Origin of the sequence: Cohnella sp. WQ 127256 (genome assembly GCF_024519285.1) — a bacterium.
GTDB lineage: Bacteria > Bacillota > Bacilli > Paenibacillales > Paenibacillaceae > Cohnella.
Window position 1 is genome coordinate 213,398 of sequence record NZ_JAMZCY010000011.1, and the last position, 18,840, is coordinate 232,237.

The 18,840-nt window shown below is 47.9% G+C and carries 18 protein-coding genes; 3 read left to right on the top strand and 15 right to left on the bottom strand.

Features of this window, described 5'->3' with window-relative positions; all coding sequences use genetic code 11:
* Positions 1–103 precede the first annotated feature (103 nt).
* A complete protein-coding gene (locus tag M1K58_RS27040) occupies positions 104–463 on the top strand; it encodes a hydrolase/acyltransferase (protein ID WP_256762009.1) in 360 nt (119 codons plus the stop codon).
* Between the two features lie 104 nt (positions 464–567).
* Positions 568–708 carry a cortex morphogenetic protein CmpA gene (gene cmpA / locus M1K58_RS27045; protein ID WP_256762010.1) on the top strand — a complete coding sequence of 47 codons (141 nt, stop codon included), beginning with the start codon at positions 568–570 and terminating at the stop codon, positions 706–708.
* 113 nt (positions 709–821) lie between these two features.
* Here cmpA and M1K58_RS27050 read toward each other — a convergent pair whose 3' ends face one another.
* The 14 genes from M1K58_RS27050 to M1K58_RS27115 form a co-directional block, all read right to left on the bottom strand.
* A complete protein-coding gene (locus M1K58_RS27050; RefSeq protein ID WP_256762011.1) occupies positions 822–1,478 on the bottom strand; it encodes a nitroreductase family protein in 657 nt (218 codons plus the stop codon).
* A gap of 131 nt (positions 1,479–1,609) precedes the next feature.
* On the bottom strand, positions 1,610–1,789 hold the full coding sequence (locus M1K58_RS27055; protein WP_256762012.1) for a hypothetical protein: 180 nt from the start codon (positions 1,787–1,789) through the stop codon (positions 1,610–1,612).
* A gap of 6 nt (positions 1,790–1,795) precedes the next feature.
* Positions 1,796–3,520, bottom strand: coding sequence for an ABC transporter substrate-binding protein (locus M1K58_RS27060; protein WP_256762013.1), 1,725 nt, complete (start codon positions 3,518–3,520; stop codon positions 1,796–1,798).
* 112 nt (positions 3,521–3,632) lie between these two features.
* Positions 3,633–4,538, bottom strand: a complete 906-nt coding sequence (locus M1K58_RS27065) for a carbohydrate ABC transporter permease (RefSeq protein ID WP_256762014.1) — start codon at positions 4,536–4,538, stop codon at positions 3,633–3,635.
* Positions 4,539–4,550: 12 nt separating this feature from the next.
* The gene (locus tag M1K58_RS27070; RefSeq protein WP_372339214.1) at positions 4,551–5,516 is read right to left on the bottom strand and encodes an ABC transporter permease; all 966 of its coding nucleotides are present in this window, start codon (positions 5,514–5,516) and stop codon (positions 4,551–4,553) included.
* Between the two features lie 208 nt (positions 5,517–5,724).
* Positions 5,725–7,251: a response regulator transcription factor gene (locus tag M1K58_RS27075; RefSeq protein WP_256762015.1), complete on the bottom strand. Its 1,527-nt coding sequence runs from the start codon at positions 7,249–7,251 to the stop codon at positions 5,725–5,727.
* A 4-nt stretch (positions 7,252–7,255) separates the two neighbouring features.
* Positions 7,256–9,028, bottom strand: coding sequence for a sensor histidine kinase (locus tag M1K58_RS27080; protein WP_256762016.1), 1,773 nt, complete (start codon positions 9,026–9,028; stop codon positions 7,256–7,258).
* A gap of 188 nt (positions 9,029–9,216) precedes the next feature.
* Positions 9,217–9,687, bottom strand: a complete 471-nt coding sequence (locus tag M1K58_RS27085) for an Rrf2 family transcriptional regulator (RefSeq protein ID WP_256762017.1) — start codon at positions 9,685–9,687, stop codon at positions 9,217–9,219.
* Between the two features lie 101 nt (positions 9,688–9,788).
* Positions 9,789–11,972 carry a Tex family protein gene (locus tag M1K58_RS27090; RefSeq protein WP_256762018.1) on the bottom strand — a complete coding sequence of 728 codons (2,184 nt, stop codon included), beginning with the start codon at positions 11,970–11,972 and terminating at the stop codon, positions 9,789–9,791.
* Positions 11,973–12,303: 331 nt separating this feature from the next.
* Positions 12,304–13,539 (bottom strand): aminopeptidase, encoded by a 1,236-nt coding sequence (locus M1K58_RS27095; protein WP_256762019.1) that lies wholly within the window; start codon positions 13,537–13,539, stop codon positions 12,304–12,306.
* A 76-nt stretch (positions 13,540–13,615) separates the two neighbouring features.
* A complete protein-coding gene (locus M1K58_RS27100; protein ID WP_256762020.1) occupies positions 13,616–13,966 on the bottom strand; it encodes a type II toxin-antitoxin system PemK/MazF family toxin in 351 nt (116 codons plus the stop codon).
* A gap of 3 nt (positions 13,967–13,969) precedes the next feature.
* A complete protein-coding gene (locus M1K58_RS27105) occupies positions 13,970–14,251 on the bottom strand; it encodes a CopG family ribbon-helix-helix protein (RefSeq protein WP_256762021.1) in 282 nt (93 codons plus the stop codon).
* Between the two features lie 167 nt (positions 14,252–14,418).
* A complete protein-coding gene (alr, locus tag M1K58_RS27110) occupies positions 14,419–15,600 on the bottom strand; it encodes an alanine racemase (protein ID WP_256762022.1) in 1,182 nt (393 codons plus the stop codon).
* Positions 15,601–15,752: 152 nt separating this feature from the next.
* Positions 15,753–16,931, bottom strand: coding sequence for a LolA family protein (locus tag M1K58_RS27115; RefSeq protein ID WP_256762023.1), 1,179 nt, complete (start codon positions 16,929–16,931; stop codon positions 15,753–15,755).
* A gap of 224 nt (positions 16,932–17,155) precedes the next feature.
* On the opposite strand from M1K58_RS27115, the gene M1K58_RS27120 reads away from it, so the two are divergent.
* Positions 17,156–18,262, top strand: a complete 1,107-nt coding sequence (locus M1K58_RS27120; RefSeq protein WP_256762024.1) for a metallophosphoesterase — start codon at positions 17,156–17,158, stop codon at positions 18,260–18,262.
* A 71-nt stretch (positions 18,263–18,333) separates the two neighbouring features.
* Here the strand turns inward: M1K58_RS27120 and M1K58_RS27125 are convergent, their stop codons facing one another.
* Positions 18,334–18,798 carry a 2-thiouracil desulfurase family protein gene (locus tag M1K58_RS27125; RefSeq protein WP_256762025.1) on the bottom strand — a complete coding sequence of 155 codons (465 nt, stop codon included), beginning with the start codon at positions 18,796–18,798 and terminating at the stop codon, positions 18,334–18,336.
* Positions 18,799–18,840 lie beyond the last annotated feature (42 nt).

The window sequence follows — 18,840 nt, forward strand, 5'->3', positions numbered from 1 at the left end:
TAACCTTGATATTTCTCTTAAAGATCAGCTTGTCCTACTTGAATTGTAGACTGAGATTGGGCTACACTGTCAAGTAGAAATGGTTGAGGGGAGACCGCTTACTATGCCCGAAATGTCTTATGTTCTGTTACAGAAGGAACAAGGAGAGCTTCAATTTGTCGAGATGCCCGCTTCTCACGCTTATCAATTAAGCGCTTTGAATCTTCGCCTTCATAAAGAATTGTCCAAATTAACCGCGGATAACGTACCACAGCTTCCAAGAGCGATAGCTGAATTCCGCGCTTTGGATCTGTTAGATGAGAATCAATCTCCAATCGGTGGATTAGATTACATCAACGAGCTGGAGCAAACTTTTGCCTCTATTCGTGAAGGCTCTTATCCGATTATTTCGCTTCTAACCGAAATACGTGCATTACAGGCCCAACTGGAGCAATGGTACGAAGAGGAAGAAGAATTGGTCTAAGCTCCACAATCTTTGCTTCACCAATCCACTCTCGGACCTGCACGGTCATCCGCCTAACCCCATATGCTATTTATACAGCATGTGATGGGAGGAGGACGATTCCGATGCCGCAGTGGCTTTGTAATCAGTTAATGTCTGCATTTCAGAAAAAGGATCGCCGGCAAATTCGTCTGTTGAACGATTGCTGGTTTTATTACCGCGCCAAACCTGAAAAAGCCAAAGATGCGCTAGGGATTATCCCTTGAATGAGCTAAATAAAGCAAGTAAAAAGAGATCTTCAAGTCACCTCTTGGTAGGACTTGAAGATCTCTTTTTGTTTGCTAAGCCTCGTGATCAAAAGCTGACTTTTTGAATTTCCTTACAGAGTGAATTCGTTCCAGTTGGCTACTTCATCTACAGTCAATCTAACCGATTGACGACCTTCCTGTGCAGCTTTACCTACTGCGATGAGCATAATCGGAAGATAGCGTTCCCCGATACCGAAAGCTTCCACGAATTTCTCCGCGTTATAGCCACCCATAGGTACTGTATCGTAGCCTCTCGCTTTAGCTGCCAACATGAGCTGCATGGACACAAGACCACCGTCTGTATAAATAATCCGGTGTGCAACTTCAGGAGGTAGTGAAGAATACATTTTTATCGTATTGTTCATAAAAGTATCCTTCATCGATTCAGGCATGAATCCAGCTTCGTAAGAACGATTAACAATCGTTTCCACAAGCTTATAGCCCTCTGTATCGCCAAGCACCGCGATTACCGCAGAAGCTTCAACTATTTGCTTTTGGTTATTCGCAATGGGAAGGAGCTTTTCTTTTAGTTCCTGTGAATCAATAACAAGGAATCTCCATGGCTGGACATTAGAAGATGAGGGGGCGCGCAATGCTTCTTGCAGCAATTCGGTCATATCTTCCTTGGAAATTTGGAATGTTGGATCATAACTTCTAACCGATCGACGGCCTTGAACTACCTCGGAGAAACTTGGGGATTGCACAGCTTGAACTTGAGCTATTGTCATGGGAACTTCCTCCTTATTCATCAAAAAAATGAAAACTGATCAAAATTTCACACAGTTAAAGATGTTAAAAAATTCGCTTTTGCGAAACGGCAACGACTGTCTTCGGTTTATCTGTGTTATTAGTCACACAGTTAACCTTGCAAAAAACGATTCATCGCATCCGCCCCTTTATCAAAGCGATAAACACGCATTAACTGTTGTATATATAGCACAGTATAGTGCTGTAAAAATAATATGTCAACATCCAACAGCCCCAACAAAGAAAAAACCGGATGAACAGACAGTGTCCGTTCATCCGGTTCAACAATCATTTAAGATTAGTTGCCCCACAATACCAAACGTTGGTTGAGCAGCTCCTGACGCAGCCCTTCTGCTTTCTTAACGTTAGCCGCTTCGATTTCCTTCAAGAATTTGTCCCAGATGGCATCGAATTGATCCGGCTTGGCGAGAATCGCTTCAGGAACCCGTTTCCAAGTAATATTTTTGATCTTCTCTTCGAGAACGACAAGCTCGCTATCGCTCGGTACCGGTATGTTCCAGAGCGCGCCCCACGGTTTAACCTTGAATTCAGTCTCATTCGGGAACAAATCTTTCCAGGTCTTGCCGTTGTACGCAGCGAGCACTTCTTTCTCCACGTCGCTGTAACCTACCATGATTTGCTCAGGGAAGTTGGTCGTGTAGTAGTTGCCCGACGGATCCACCACGCCGTCGCCATACTTAGCGCTCAACAAGTTATAGCTTCCGATTCCCGCTTCTTTCTGGAAGTTGATCGCATCGTTGATTTTGCGATCGTTGACATCAGCAGGAATAACGCGTTTGCCATTCTCGACTTTATAGTGCTTGCCTTCGATTCCCCAGTTCACAAGCACTTGGCCTTCATCGGAAGCAAGGTAGTCCAAGAACTTGATCGTACGAACTGGATCCGGATTGTCGACAGAGATCGCGATGCCGGAGCCACCCGTGAAGCCTGTTGGCCAGAACGCCGTATGCTTATACTCTTCCGACATTGTAACCGGATAATGACCATATGCTTGGTCGAACTTGCCTTCCGATTTCAGCGCTTTTTGACCATCGTCGAAGTCCCATTTTTGGTCGATCAAGCCAAGCACGCGGCCTGTCGCGATTTTCGCTTTGTATTGGTCATACTTCTGAACAAAAGATTCTTTGTCGAGCAGTCCTTCCGCGTTCATGTGATTCAGCCAGCGGAAATATTCTTTCTCTTCCGGACGGCGGAAGTGATACGTCACTTCATTCGTGTTGATGTCTACATAGTATTCTCCATCATCGGAGCCGCCTGTTACCGCAAACGCAGGGTTCGTGACGCCGATGTACATCCGCCAGTCATCGGCGATAAGCGAGAGACCAATGTTCGGATTACCGTTCTCATCTTTCGGATGTTTCTCGAGGTATCCTTTGATCGCGTTTTCAAAATCCTTGACCGTGCGGATCGTAGGGTAGCCAAGTTCCTTGACAACACGGTGTTGGAGCTGGAATCCACCATTGGTATCTAAATTTTGTTGGTTGATGCCATCATAGGACGGAATAACGTAAATCGCCTGGTCGGCTTCGCTGTATTTCAGACGGTTCATTTGACCTTCAAACACCTTCTTGATGTTCGGCGCATGCTCGTTGATCAGGTCTGTCAGGTCGAGCACAGCACCCGCATCGACGAATTTGTTAATACTCGTTTTCGGCATGATGATATCCGGAAAATCTCCGCTGGAAGCGATCAGCGCCGATTTTTGCACGGCATCACCGACAGCGAATTCAGCATCGATTGTAATTCCCGTTTTTTCCGTAAGGAATTTGCCGATGTCGTCCTGCATGTTGGCCCAGTTCGGGTTGACGTCTTCGCTGTAGTAGCTCAGCGTAAGCGGTTTAAGCTTCTCCTCGGATGGGGATGCGGATGCCGAACTTGATTCGCTCGGAGCAGCGCTCGAACTTGAAGCTCCATTTTTGCTATTGCTGCTGCAGGCGGCCAGTAAACTGGAAAGCAGCACGGCGCTCAGCACAAGGCTTGACCATTTTCTCTTTGTTGCCATGTTGTACCCTCCTCAATAATGTACGAATCGATTGCAATATGTGTATAACAGGCAGCAAGCCCGTTCATACCGGATTCTAGGCTGGATAGGGGAGAGGCGTCGCAAGAAGCGATCAGCCTTTCACCGACCCGAGCGTCAAGCCTTTGACGAAGTAACGCTGTAGGAACGGATAGACTAAAAGTATTGGCACCGAAACGAAAATCGTAATGGCCATCTTGACCGAATCCGGGGAGACGGTCGATGCGACCTGGTTGATGTTTGGCGAACGGTAGTCTCCGGAGTTATTCGTTGTACTCTGGAGCACTTTGACAAGCTCGTATTGCAAGGTCGTCAGATGCTCACTCGAGCCATTGTACAAATAAGTGTCAAACCAAGAATTCCACTGTCCAACCGCTAAGAACAAGCCTATCGTTGCAAGAGCCGGCTTCGTCATCGGCAGGATAATGCGCCAGTAAATCGTGAAATCGTTGGCCCCATCGATCTTCGCAGATTCCTGTATCTCGTTCGGAATGCCATCCATGAACGATCGGATGACAAACACGTTAAACGCGCTGACAATGCCGGGAAGAACATAGACCGCAAAGGTGTTCATCATGTGCAAATCTTTGATCAAAATATAGAACGGAATTAATCCGGCGGTCACGTACATCGTTACAGCCAAATAGGTCGATACGAATTTGCGCCCTTGGAAATCACGCCTCGCTAGCGTATAAGCAATCATCGATGCGCTGATTAAACCGAGCAAGGAGCCAATCAATGTACGAAATACTGAATTTTTGAAGCCTGTGAATAGCGTGTCGTACCTAAAGATCGCTTCATAATTCTCCAACGTGAATTTACGAGGGAAGATCGTAATCCCACCGCGTACACTGTCGGTGGATTCGTTAAGTGAAATGGCGAGCACGTTGAGAAAAGGATAGAGAGTGAATATCGCCGCGACGACAAGCACGGTGTAGATAATAACGTCGACGACCCTTTGGGAAAAGGGGACGCCTCTGCGTACGCTGCGAACTGACATGTGGGTCCCCTCCTAGAATACGCTTTCTTTTGAAAAACGTTTGAATAGTCCATTTGCCGTGAAGAGCAGAATAATCGCAACGACCGAGTTGAACATGTTGATCGCTGTCGCGAACGAAATCCGGTTCAGCTTGATGCCGTATTCAAGTGCATATAGATCCAGCACCTTCGAGTGATCGACAACGAGATTGTTGCCCAGCAGGAACTGTTTCTCGAAGCCGATGTTGATCAGATTGCCGATCGACAAGATCATTAGGATGATGATCGTCGGACGAATGCTAGGTAGCGTAATGTGCCACATTTGTCGCAGTCGGCTCGCGCCGTCGACCTTGGCCGCTTCATATAGCTCCGGCGCGATGCCGGCCATAGCCGCCAAAAATATGATCGCGTTCCAACCCGTTTCCTTCCAAATATCTGAAAGCGTAACGATCCCCCAGAAGTACTGGCCTTTCGCCAGCCATTGAACCGGTTCGTCCAGTATGCCTACCCACATTAGCAAGTCGTTGATCGCACCGTTGTCGGTGGACAGCATCTTCGACACAATACCCGCAACGACCGCCCACGAAACGAAGTGGGGCAAATACGAAATCGTCTGCACTGTTTTCTTGAAAACCATATGCTTTACTTCGTTGAGCAGAAGTGCAAAGACGATCGGAATCGTAAAGGCAGCGATCAGAGACATGAAGCTCATTGCGAGCGTATTGCGCATGACCAGATAAAACGTCTCATCCTGGAAGAGCAACTGGAAGTTTTTGAACCCGACCCATTGCCGGTCCCACACCGAGACTCGTGGATTGTACTTCTGGAAAGCCATTAGCCATCCCCATAACGGATAGTAAGTAAAGATGAATGCCCAGGCGACAAAGGGCAGCGACATCAAGTATAAGTAGCGGTTTTGTACTGCTCGTCTAACGAACCTGCCCAGCTTTGACTCCGATCTCACCACCATCGAGGCATTGCTTTCCGGTATCGCTTTCATGAAACCCCTCCTTGCTGTATGCATTAATCTTAATGAAAACGTATTCATAACTCTACACATGGAATTCGTTCAAAATTCATATAGAAATTAGAGGTCAAACCTTCCTTCACTAGTAAAATTAGTCATTTAATACGAAATAAAAAGACCGTCTCCGCTATGAACAGACGGACACGGCATAATACTCCGCACGGATCGCCACGAACGGGTCTCATTCCATTGTATCGATGTTCCCAATATTCTTCCGAAAGGAAATCGGGGACACTCCAACGTATTTGCGAAATTTTGCGTGAAAATAATCCACATTCGTATAGCCGACCCGTTCCGCAACTTGATACACTTTCCTACCTTGCCGAAGCAAATCCTTAGCCTTCTCGATTCTGACTTTGTCCAGATAAGTGTTAAAGTTCTCCCCAGTTTCCTGTTTGAACAACTTTCCCAAATAGGAGCTATTATAACCTAGCGCTTCAGCAAGCGATTCCAGCTTCAGATTGTCCGAGCTATTCCGATGGATCAGTTCGACCATTTTGCGGACTTGGTTATCCGCTCCAGCGCCATTCTCGCTAAGCTTGCCGCAAATTTCTGTACAAATGGAGAACAGATGCCTCAGCAGATGCTCATACCGATATTCGCTATATAACGCGGCCACCTCCGAATTATATTTTCGAACATGCTCGCGTTGCTCCGGCCGGGTCTGTGATAATTTGGTTAACGCGACCGACATTCTTGAGATGAAGCCTGATTTGATGTCCTGCTCCGAAGCTCCCGCCGCCACCCAATTGGTGCCCATCCGGCGCAAAGCAGCCTCCGCAGCATCTGGATTCTCAGCTTCCAGGGCAATGCTTAGCTTGTCCTCCTCGGAGCTGTCTTCCGCTTCCGTGTCTCTGACGGGCAGTTCCGGTTCTTCGACGTAAAGCTTACCTCCCGCGTACAGAAATCGATGCTTCATTAGTGAACGGGCTCGTTCGTATGAGGCTTTCAACGAAGCCTGGTCTGGAACTGCCCCCCCCGCCACCACGATAAAATCTAGTCTGCACTCTACGCACACCTCGGAGATCAGTCGATAGACCGTGCTGTGCGCAGTACGGAAAGCTGCGGTATCCTTCAGCAGCAAGCCGACATACGGATCCGCGAAGAACACGACTCCCTTGCCGGCACGTTCGAAGCGATCGGACAGCAGATTTTTGGCCTGGGCAATGACATCCGTATCGAACTCTTCATGACTCTGAAGCTTGACGAGAGCTACTTCGTAGGAGGACCAGTTCCAATTGTTCCTGCCATTCAGCACATGATCTTCCCCGGACATCAGACGCATAATCGCGCTTTCCCGATCCGGACCTTCGACAACTTTCCTGTCGTCCTCTTCGATCGCGTCCTTAAGAAGACTCAAATATTTAATAAGCTCATCCTCGTCTATTGGTTTAAGCATATAGCCGTCTACTTTCAACTGTAGAGCAGTGCGCGCATATTCGAAATCCGCGTACCCACTAAGAATCAGAAAACGGGGACAGGGTCGGTGCTGTTCTTGAATTGTCCGCAGCAGCTCGAGTCCATCCATCCCGGGCATGCGAATGTCTACGATCATCAGCCGCGGCTTCAGAAGAGGAACCTTACGCAGCGCTTCCATCGCATCAGAAGCGACATCCACGACTCGAAAGCCTTGTTCCTCCCAATCGATGATCGTTCGCAGCCCTTCCCGGATCAACGGCTCGTCATCCACAATCAATACGGTATACATAGCTTTAACCTCCTTCCGCAGGAATTTTGAATGACATTAGAGTTCCCCTGTCTGGCTCGCTCTCTATCTGTAATCTGGATGCCTCGCCGTAAGTCATCAACAGCCTCATCTGAATGTTATGCAGCCCTATCCGATCCGGATTCTGATCCGAAAGCGAGCGAAGTACTTCCTGTAGCTTCACTTCCAGCATGCCAATTCCATCGTCTTCGACAGTCACGTACAGCATGTCATCCTCCCTCCAAGCCCGAACCGTCACTGTGCCACCGCCAATCGTCTTCTCCAGCCCGTGTATGACCGAGTTCTCGACTAGAGGCTGGATCAGCAGCGGCAGGATTTTCGTATTCTCCGCGGAAGGATCTAGATGAAGCTCATACGAGATCCGGTCCTCGTGACGGAATTTTTGAATTTCCAGATAACAACGGATAATATCGAATTCCTCATGCAAATGTACATCTTTGCCTGTCAACTCCAGATTTTTCCTCATGAGCCTGCCTAGCATCTTCACCGTCTGAGAAATCTCCTTCTCCCCCTGCAGATGAGCCTTCATTCGTATCGATTCGAGTGCATTGTACAGAAAGTGCGGATTGATCTGGCTGGCGAGCATCTTCAGCTTAATCTCATTCTGCTTCCGTTCCATGTTGCGGGTAAGCTCTGACGATGCTTGCAATTCCTCCATCAGCACCCGGATGCTGCCGACCATTTGGTTGAATTGACGCTTTATTTGCCCAATTTCGTCGTTCCCGTCCACGACCAACTCCGTGCTGAAGTTTCCCATCGCAACTTTGTTCATCTGCTTATTGAACTTTAGCAGTCGATTCGTAAGAACAGTGCAAATCGAGTAAATGAGGACAAGCGCCACCAAAAAGACGACAACAAGAATTTGAAGGCCGACCGACGTGATCCGATTCGCTTCCTTCATGATGCTCTCAACAGGAAAAACAGACACAATTTTAAGTCCATTGTAGCTGTTCTCCAGCCGCACAAGCTTCACGATTACTTTGGATACAACGCCGCCAACGGGCAACTCGTACTTGCCCGGCTCCAAACTCGCGACCTGCTCCCCCCATGCCGATTCGGCAAGTCCCATGCCGATCACTCCCTCAAGATTGGAGGAGACGACAACGCCCATCTCGTCAACAAGTACGATTTCCGGCTCTTCCTGTTTCAGGATCCCGCTTAATTCGCTTGTGTTCACGTCGACTTGCAGTAAGCCGATCGCTCTGCTTTCGGGAAAATAGACGCTACGAACGAGGCTTAGCATACTGTCCGAGGAACGGGAAACGTTTTTGAAATAATACCAGCCTAAACGTCCAGTTTGTTCGATCGCCGAGCGGAACCAGAACGATGAGCTTGTTTCTTCGTGGAGCGGCGTAAACTCCCAGTTATCGATAAGCGTCGGATTGTCCACGTATACTTTGAACCGGGTTACTTCCGTATTGAAATCAAGGAAGGTTTTGAATTTCTTGTAGTTCCGATAGGCATCGACAACTTGAAACACGTTCTTGTAACGGGTCGTTGCGACATTCTCCATATCGGTGTCGAGCACGAGCTGATTAGCCAGAAGCGCAGGAACGCCCATATGCTCGTGAACACGGCTCTCAACCCGCTCCACCGTGCTCTCTAACTGCTCTGTCGCACGTTCCAATGCAGTCTGCCGGAATTCCTGCATAACGAAGAAACCGATGATCATAAACGGCAGAATGAAAAACAGCATGTAGGACCACACCATCTTGTTGCGCAGCTTCATGTCATTAAATGTTCTAGCGTACCGATTCAAGGCTCCTCCCCCTCATCATTCTAGTATTGGGTAGCATTCTGAGCATTGCAAGCGTTTTCTTATCTTATTTTGGGACAAAATGGAATGTTGGCGCACTTGCACAAATGAAAGGACCTGAACCTCCGCTTGGCAACGGAGGTTCAGGTCCTTTCATTTGGCAATAGTGACGAAATGTCCACTATAACCCTTTATTGGGCCGCGCAATCGTCCGATTTCTCATAACCACCTGCGCGATCCGCGATTCGACCGATCGTATCTTTCTCAAGAACAAGCAGCATGGCGCGATCCATCTCGCTTGTTATTTCCGCAAATATCGTATTCATCTCTATGCCGAACGCATGGCTTCCCGCTGTTTCCCGAATGGCGGAGCATAGCGGATCAGCAACTTGTAGTACTGTGAATACTTCAGCTAGAGTTATTGAATAAGGGTCGCGGATCAGTCGGTACCCACCGTCCCGCCCTTCCCGCGTCTCAAGGATGCCGCCCTTAGCTAGGCTGGACAGAATTCGCCGTAACAAGGTCGCTTCCGATTGCAGCAACATTGCAAGCTCTGCGCTAGGACAGGTTCGTACGTTATCTTTGGACAAGATCACGAGCGCTTGCAGCGCTAACCCGAACCATTTGAAATGATAAGACCCGACGCACTTCTCCGGATTCATGCAATCACCCCCAGTTGCTTGAATTGTACCGAAAAGTCAGTTCCGGGGCAAGAGGTAATCTTTGAATACGCAAGCCAAAGGATCATACAGCGACCACTACGTCAAGGCTGGCGCATCGTTAAGCTGACGCGTCCCTTCTTCAAATCGGATCCAAGTACCCAAACAGTAACCGTATCGCCGACTGCGACGACCTCGGTAGGATGTTTGACGAATTTATTGCTGATTTGGGAAATGTGCACTAGACCATCATTTTTGATCCCGATATCGACGAAAGCACCAAAATCGACTACATTACGAACGGTTCCCTTCAGTTCCATGCCAGGCTTCAAATCTTCGATATCCAACACATCTGTATGAAAGATCGGAGGGGGCAGCTCATCACGCGGATCTCGTCCAGGACGTTGCAAGCTATCTACGATATCCCGAAGTGTCGGCACACCAACACCCAGACGAACAGATATCTCCTCAAGCTCGATATCCTTCAGCTTATCCTTCAATGTTTCCGTGCCGATATCTGTTAATTTCAATCCAAGATCCTTGAAGAGCTTGCCGACCACATCGTAAGATTCGGGATGAATCGGAGTGCGATCCAGCGGGTTCTTCCCATCAGATATCCGTAAAAACCCTGCGCATTGCTCATACGTTTTAGCACCAAGCCGCGGTACCTTCTGGATTTGTGAGCGCTCGACGAACTTCCCTTTCTCCTCGCGGAGCTTCACAATATTACGCGCCATCGTTGCATTAATGCCAGAGACATAGGAGAGCAGTGAAGGAGATGCCGTATTAACGTCCACGCCAACATGGTTAACCGCCGATTCCACGACTCCGGTTAAGCTTTCGTCTAATTTTTTCTGTGTGACATCATGCTGGTATTGACCAACACCAATTGCTTTCGGTTCAATTTTCACGAGCTCTGCCAGAGGATCCTGCAATCTACGAGCGATGGAAACCGCGCTACGCTCAGAAACATCTAAATCCGGGAACTCTTCTGCAGCAAGCTTGGAAGCAGAATACACGCTCGCTCCCGCCTCATTGACGATTAAGTATTGCAGCTTATGCTCAGGCATGTCACGAATGATGTTTACGACGAATTGCTCCGACTCCCTTGAGCCTGTTCCATTACCAATAACAATCAATTGAATGCCATATTGGTTGATCATCCGTCGGAAAATGACTTCCGCCTCTGCAATCTTATTGTGAGGAGGGGTTGGATAAGTAACAGCTACCTCCATCAGCTTGCCAGTATCATCCACGACAGCTAGCTTACAGCCTGTCCGGTAAGCCGGATCAACGCCGAGCACAACTCGTCCTTTGACCGGAGGTTGCAGCAGTAGGTTACGTAAATTTTCTGAAAAAATACTGATCGCATGCTCTTCCGCTCGTTCTGTTAATTCACCACGCAGCTCACGTTCAATCGATGGGGCAATCAGACGTTTATAGGCATCCTCAGCAGTCGCTGCCAAAGTATCACGAGTGATCGACGGCCCCTTCAACGTTCTTCTATTCAGCTCTTCAACGATACGATCTGTTGGAATATCGATAGAAACTCCGAGCACTTCTTCACGTTCTCCACGATTCATCGCCAGAACGCGATGGGGTGGCAGCCGCTTAACCGGCTCTGAATATTTATAGTACATCTCATAGACGGATTCGGCTTCCGCATCCTTGGCTTTACTTTGCAGCACACCTTGATCCCATGTGAATTTACGAACCCAGCGGCGAATATCCGCATCATCAGCGAGTCCTTCCGCCACAATATCGGATGCGCCTTGAATCGCTTCCTCAGGCGTATTCACACCCTTATCGGAGTTTAAGTACCTTGCTGCCTCCCCTAGTAAATCGCCTTGTCTAGGCTGAGAGAGCAGCCATATAGCTAACGGCTCTAGACCACGTTCCTTCGCGACGCTAGCACGAGTTTTCCGCTTCTGGCGGTATGGACGATAGAGATCCTCCACTTCCTGCAGCTTAGTAGACTTCTCAATAGCCGCCTGCAGCTCAGGAGTCAGCTTGCCCTGCTCCTCGATCAAACGGATAACCTCACCCTTGCGATCCTCAAGACCCTTCAGGTAAGTGCGACGATCGTCTATGGCACGAAGCTGCACCTCATCCAACTCACCCGTCATTTCTTTACGATATCTCGCGATAAAAGGAATCGTGTTCCCGTCATCCAGCAAAGTAGCGACAGTCCTTACTTGACCTAAGCCGATCCCAAGCTCACCAGCGATTTGCTTAATCATTCTCTCTTGCTTATTAGCTAGTACCGCCGTCTCATTTCCAACGCTCATCGATAAGTGCCTCCCGTTGCTTAATTGCATCCTATTATTATGAATTTCTTGAGGAGCTTACGCAAGCTTCCCAATGATTTCGTTACAAACAGACTACTCCTCACGTGATTAGAAGTTGTCTGAGATGTGGGCGCTGCAGTTAGGTTTCGCAGAGCTGCGCCACTTCGCCAGACCTTTTGGAGCCCGAAATCTAAAGGACAAACGCAAAAAAACCGAGAGAAGGCACTTTTTCCAAAGTGTCTATCTCTCGGGTCTGGTTCTCGGAAGCCGAGTAGGAGCGATTAGTCTACAATTGCTCTACTCCTGCTCCCCACCACCTGCTTACCCGTCATTAAATCGCCCAGCCGCCTTTGCGGAATACGGGTACGACTGTTCCATCAGCGAGTACACCATCGATATCCATGTCGGCTGAACCAATCATGAAATCAACATGCATAATGCTGGAGTTAACGCCATTTTCCACGAGTGCTTCCGCTGACATTTGCTTGCCACCTTCGACGTTAAAGGCATAACCACTACCGATTGCCAAATGATTCGAAGCATTCTCGTCGAATAATGTATTGAGGAATAGCACGTTGGATTGTGAGATCGGTGATTCATGAGGCACGAGTGCAACTTCTCCTAAGAAGTGCGAGCCTTCGTCCGTATCAACAAGCTGCTGCAAAATCTCTTGGCCCTGCTCAGCCTCAACTTTGATAATTCGTCCATTCTCGAACGTTAGCTTAAAGCCATCGATAATATTTCCTCCATGACTAAGTGGCTTCGTGCTCGATACATATCCGTTAACGCCTGTTTTGAGAGGTACAGTGAACACCTCTTCCGTCGGCATATTAGCCATGAAAGGGATCCCTTTCTCATTCGTGCTGCTAGCCGCAACCCACAAGTGCTTCTCTGGCAGCTCGATCGTAAGCTCTGTTCCAGGAGCCCGATATTGAAGCTTGTGGAAATGCTTCTCGTTCAGGATATCGCTTTTCAGATGAAGCGTCTTGTTGTGCTCTTCCCACGCCTGCACCGGATCTGCAGCATCCAACCGCACAGACTTGAATATCGCCTGCCACAACAGATCAACCGCATACTGCTCGGAAACGCTATCTGGGAATACCTTAACTGCCCAATCCTTAGTTGATGCCGCAACAACCGTCCAGCTTACTTTATCCGCTTGAATCGCTCGTCTAAATTCAGCTAGCCCTTTCCCCGATGCCTTCTGATAATTACCAATACGCGTCGAATCAATGCCCTTCAACAAATCCGGATTTGGTGAAATGATGGAGATGAATGCTGCACCTTTTGCTAAGAATGCATTTCTTTTTGCTGTCTCCCATTCTGGGAAGCTTGTAAATAGTTCATCTGACGCTTTCTCGTATTTCAATCTTGATAACGCCTCGTCAACCCAATCTACATGTACATTGCTTGCTCCAGCTTCATAAGCTTTAGCTGCCACCTGGCGAACAAGTGAAGCCACCTCGATGGAACCGGTGATGTATACTTCTTGACCCTCTTGTACGTTCACTCCGACTTTCACGATCAGTTCTGCGTATTTATCTATCTGCTGGTTAAATGATACCATGTTCATTCACGCTCCAATTGAATAGTATACAATCAAAAACGACAGGAAGCTGTAAGCAGCCCCTGTCTCTTCATTATTAGAAATCAATTAAGCCAACGCTAATTTGTAAAGCGTCATCCACTTTACGCATCGTTTCGTCGTCCAAATGTGTAATTTTATCCGTTAACCGTTGTTTATCGATCGTACGGATTTGTTCAAGCAGGATGACCGAATCACGTTCCATCCCATGGGTCTTAGCTTCTATTTCGACGTGAGTAGGCAGCTTCGCTTTCTGGATCTGCGCCGTTATGGCCGCTACAATAACCGTTGGACTAAAGCGATTGCCAATATCGTTCTGGATAATAAGGACAGGGCGTACCCCTCCTTGTTCCGAACCTACGACGGGCGACAAATCCGCATAGAAAACATCCCCGCGTTTCACAATCAAATTTTACACCCCGCTTACGAGGCGACCGAGTATACTTTCTGCATCCTCTTCAGCATGGAACGCTTCCGATGCCATATGCAGATTGATCTTAGCCATTTCCAAATATCCGCGCTGCATCGCGTCGCGAATCAACCGTTTCTTGCGATCAACCAAGTAGACCTTCATCGCTTGGCGAATGATCTCGCTACGATTGGTATTTTCCTTAGCGACGACAAAATCGACTTCACGCAGCAAATGATCCGGAAGACTGATCATAATCCGTTTCGTATTGTGTAGATTGGCCACCGGACAGACACCCCCAAGGATTTTCCAACAAGCACCCTATTTTCCAGTATGCATGAGTCAACTGATAAATATACGATTATGACAAGTAAAAAAGTATCTTTACTGTAAACATTCTAGATTAAGCTATAACATTCCTCTAAGATCAAGCAAAAAATGATATTCCAATATTACCCTAGCAATGGATTGACCACTGCGACAATCTCTCCATTACTCCGATATACTCTCGGAATACGTGCTGCTAACATGCAAATCAATTCATAATTAAGGGTACCTAGCTTCGCAGCCACTTCCTCGACGGAGAGAATCTCATCTCCTTGCCGACCAAGTAATACGACTTCTTCCCCGGGTTCAATCTTCGGTTGTCCGATGGCCTCTGCATCATTTAATCGAATCATACATTGATCCATGCATATCGTACCCAATACTGGAACTCTGCGTCCTCGCACGAGTACTTCCGCTTTTCCGCTTAGCATCCGGCTAAAGCCGTCCGCATAACCGATCGGTAACGTACCGATGGACTCTTCACCTTCGGTAAAATAACGCGTTCCATAGCTTATTCCTTCACCTGCTGCCAAGCTTTTGACATGCACAACGGAGGTTTTCAAGGCTAGCACCGGTTCCAATTGTACTTGCTTGGTATTCACTTCAGCACTTGGGTATAGTCCATACATGCTAATGCCTAGACGAAGCATATTCCCGACATGCTCAGGCAAATCAATCCCAGCTGCGCTGTTACCAGAGTGGATGATCGATATCGATATTCCCGAACGTCTCACATAATCAACAACGCTAGCGAAACGCTCAACTTGAAGGGCTGTATACGACTTATCCACTTCATCCGCGCGAGCATAATGAGTGTACATGCCTTCGACTTCTAACTGCGGAAGTGTGAATGCACGCTCAATAAATTGCTCTGTTTCCTTGCCAGGAAGCAAACCAAGTCTACCCATTCCTGAATCGATTTTAATATGCGCGATTAGTTTGGGGCCTGATACGGGAAGCTTAGCCACCTCGTCAAGCATTTGATCTCGATATAATGTCACGGTAATCCTATGCTCTCTTGCGAGGACGAAGCCCTCTGGAGGCGTGTATCCTAGCACCAGAATGGGAGCGTCAATTCCCGAAGCACGTAATTGCAACGCTTCATCCAGGAATGCAACACCCAAGTAATCGGCTCCAGCCGCTACTGCTCCTCTTGCAACTTCTACTGCTCCATGCCCATAAGCATTAGCCTTAACGGACGCCAGCAACTTCGTACCAGCAGTTAAGTGCTCACGGAATGCCCCTATGTTACGAGTAAGGGCATCTAAGGAAATTTCGGCCACGGTTGGCCGGTAATAATGGTTCACGAACCACTCACCTACCTTACAGCTAAAAAACAACAATAAAGTAATGTTACTGGTCGGAGGCGGTACTGTCAACGATATTCAAGCAGACAAACTTTTCCTTCCGGGAGATAAACAGGGCCGATCATGAAACGATCGGCCCCTCTAACCCTTCCTTATTTTCCCGAAGTTTGCTGCATCGATTGAGCGATGGTAATCATGTCATCATGCGGCAGATCTTCAGTCGTTAAGCGGAAGTCCATACCGTTGTAGGTCCAAGTCAATGTATTGGTCGCACCTTCTGTCAAATGTCCTAGAGTAAAGCCTAAGTCCAGCGTAATTCCTTCACCGAACGTAACCGCTCTATCCTTAGCTACCATCTCCACGATTGTAAAGTCGTAGCTACCTGTATAGCGGAGCATGACCCCTTGGTTGTCGCCGAGTTGCAGATCGCTCTGATCTAGTAATTCAACGCCGACCGGTAATGAATCCACATCCGGCTCAATAATCGAGAGGCTAGCTTCCTTAGAAGGGGTGTCCTTCCCTTGTCCAGCAGTCCCCTCCTGGTCAGGCAGCGCGGACGTTTCGTTATCCGGCGAAGCGATGGCGCTCGGAGATGAGCTGGCGTCAGGGGATGCGCTAGCATCTGGCGCAGCAGTCGCTGTCGCGTCAGGGCTTGCACTTCCTTCCACTGAATCCGAAGGCTTGGCGTTAGGGAGAACTCCCATGTTCTTATCCATGTCGAATGCTGATTTATCGAATTTCTTACCGAATTCGAAGGAGTCGAAGTTAACCTCAACCATCTTGATCCCATTCGCATCCGAAACTTCCACATGATTTGGAGCATAGGTTTTCTGATCGAGCCAAATCTTCTGACGAGCAAACGAACCATTCTGGTAGTTCCCCGCCATGACATCAAATACATAGTTGTCTTTATCCGTTGTGAACTGTCTTGTGTTGTCTAAGAGAATGCTCTGTGCCAGCGTTTGGAACAAGTAAACCTGTCCTTGATTGTCTGGCCAGTCACTCTGGAAGCGATAGCTCTTGTTAAGCTGAGGGGTAAGAACGAATACTCCTTCGCTGTTGCGTAGAACGATTTGTGTAATGTCTCGTTTGGCGTTGGTTAAAGAAATTCGATACAGCTGTGGCTTTTGGTACCATACCTCTACCTTGTACTCTAGCGGCTGCTGTCCTGTATGTAAGATCATCGTACCGCTGCCTTCATAACTCTCCATCTTGCCCACAACTTTGTCCAGGTCCTTTACGATCGAATCCGCATTTTTGCTCCCACAACCGGCCAGTACAAGAACCGAGAACAGGGCAATAGCGGTGATCCATGAAATCCGACGACGCATGTGATCCACCCCTCTGCACATTAATAATTCCATGGTTCATGTCTATGAGGGGACTTGACCAATTATGCAGACGAGTTCCAGCTTGACCAAGAGACAAGCAAATAAGATGGAATATTAGAAAACTCTTAATGCTCGGGGTTGTTTTTACAGGCTTATTTAGGTACTATCATTCGAACACCTATAAGTGAAAGATCTTCATTCGCCGCATCCATAAGGAGGACCCTATGTTTATTGTAATCGGTCTCGTATTCATCGTTGTATATGCGCTAGTCGTCTTTTATATCGGTTGGAGTGGATGGGCTTGGATGAAGCCGCTGCATTCGCGTCGTTTTCGCCTAATCTACATCATTTCTCTGGTTTTTCTTGCAAGCTCCTTCATCCTTGCCCGAGTGTTCAACGGCTCTACAATATTGAGTATTATCGGCTCTTATTGGCTTACGATGTTCAGCTTGCTCATTATGCTTCTGCCGATCGTTCATCTTACGGTTTGGCTGACCAAGCTTACTTCATTGCCACGTCATCGTGTGCAGAAATGGGCGGGTAGCTTCACCCTAGTAACGCTTCTCCTCCTTATTGGCTACGGCAGCTTCAATGCTTATAGCCCTGTTGTTCGCACCTACGATATCTCCGTGGACAAAGTCGGGCCTGAGAGCCGGGAGTTCAACATTGTTATGGCATCCGATATGCATTTCGGCTACTTATCCGGTAAGAAGCATGCGATTCGGATGGTAGAGGAAATTAACGCCTTGAAGCCAGATATCGTTTTGTTTCCTGGCGACATTATTGACGATGATATTGTTCCTTATCAAAATAAGGGGATTGGAGAGATTTTAGCGCAAATCGAAGCTCCCTACGGCGTATACGCCTCATTAGGGAATCATGACAAATTCGAAGGTGAAATGGATGAGCTCATTGCTCTACTTGAACAAAGCAACATGAAGGTATTGTATGATGAGTCCGTTACACTGAACGGATGGCTTACGCTCATCGGTAGTAAGGACCATAGCGATAAGAAACGTGTGGGAGTAGCTGAGCTGATGGATGGCGTTGACCATTCCAATGCTATCGTATTATTAGATCATCAGCCCTATGGCTTAGATACTGCGCAGCAGCTTGGCATCGATCTGATGGTGTCTGGGCACACGCATCGGGGTCAAATCGCACCTGCCCACCTCATCACACAGCGCTTGTTTGAGAATGATTGGGGGCATCTTCAAAAAGAAAGCTTCCACTCCATCGTCTCCTCCGGTTACGGCTTTTGGGGACCCCCCATCCGAATCGGATCGCGCTCGGAAATTGTACAGATAAAAATGCATACGCGTAGCCAGTAATTCTTTAACAACAAAAACCAATCCCATTCCGATAATTCGGAATCGATTGGTTTTTGTTTTACTTCCTCTGACTATCCGTCAATTCGAGCGAGCTCTCGCTCGATTTCGTCTAGCTGGTCTTCTCCGAATACGAGGAAGCCATTGTTGCGAAGGAGCTCTGCAGTCGTCCCTTGTCCTTCTTTTTTCGCATCTGTAAAGGAGCCATCATAAATGAACAAGCTGCCGCAGGAGGGGCTGTCTTGCTTCAATATAGCCAAGGCAACGTCATGGCCTTGTGCAAGCTTCAATGAAGCTTGCGCACCTTTTTCAAAGGCTTCGGTAACATCTGAACCAGCACCCGTTACGACACGGTCACCTTGACGTTGGGCGTCCGGACGAGGTGTAGGCAGACCGCCAACAACTTCTGGGCAAATGTGCACCATACGGCCTTCCTCGTACCATTTCAGAAAACGTGAGTCCAAGCAGGGAACATCCCCATTGTCATAGCGGACCTTGTGACCTAACAAACAAGCGCTCACGAGTATTTTTCTAGCCATAGTTGCTCCTCCGTTTCAAGATTTGATTGTGATCGAATGGTC

Coding starts and splice junctions, on each gene's coding strand:
- M1K58_RS27040 (WP_256762009.1), top strand. CDS start 104: ATGCCCGAAATGTCTTATGTTCTGTTACAGAAGGAACAAGGAGAGCTT.
- cmpA (WP_256762010.1), top strand. CDS start 568: ATGCCGCAGTGGCTTTGTAATCAGTTAATGTCTGCATTTCAGAAAAAG.
- M1K58_RS27050 (WP_256762011.1), bottom strand. CDS start 1,478: ATGACAATAGCTCAAGTTCAAGCTGTGCAATCCCCAAGTTTCTCCGAG.
- M1K58_RS27055 (WP_256762012.1), bottom strand. CDS start 1,789: ATGATTGTTGAACCGGATGAACGGACACTGTCTGTTCATCCGGTTTTT.
- M1K58_RS27060 (WP_256762013.1), bottom strand. CDS start 3,520: ATGGCAACAAAGAGAAAATGGTCAAGCCTTGTGCTGAGCGCCGTGCTG.
- M1K58_RS27065 (WP_256762014.1), bottom strand. CDS start 4,538: ATGTCAGTTCGCAGCGTACGCAGAGGCGTCCCCTTTTCCCAAAGGGTC.
- M1K58_RS27070 (WP_372339214.1), bottom strand. CDS start 5,516: ATGAAAGCGATACCGGAAAGCAATGCCTCGATGGTGGTGAGATCGGAG.
- M1K58_RS27075 (WP_256762015.1), bottom strand. CDS start 7,251: ATGTATACCGTATTGATTGTGGATGACGAGCCGTTGATCCGGGAAGGG.
- M1K58_RS27085 (WP_256762017.1), bottom strand. CDS start 9,687: ATGAATCCGGAGAAGTGCGTCGGGTCTTATCATTTCAAATGGTTCGGG.
- M1K58_RS27090 (WP_256762018.1), bottom strand. CDS start 11,972: ATGAGCGTTGGAAATGAGACGGCGGTACTAGCTAATAAGCAAGAGAGA.
- M1K58_RS27095 (WP_256762019.1), bottom strand. CDS start 13,539: ATGGTATCATTTAACCAGCAGATAGATAAATACGCAGAACTGATCGTG.
- M1K58_RS27115 (WP_256762023.1), bottom strand. CDS start 16,931: ATGCGTCGTCGGATTTCATGGATCACCGCTATTGCCCTGTTCTCGGTT.
- M1K58_RS27120 (WP_256762024.1), top strand. CDS start 17,156: ATGTTTATTGTAATCGGTCTCGTATTCATCGTTGTATATGCGCTAGTC.
- M1K58_RS27125 (WP_256762025.1), bottom strand. CDS start 18,798: ATGGCTAGAAAAATACTCGTGAGCGCTTGTTTGTTAGGTCACAAGGTC.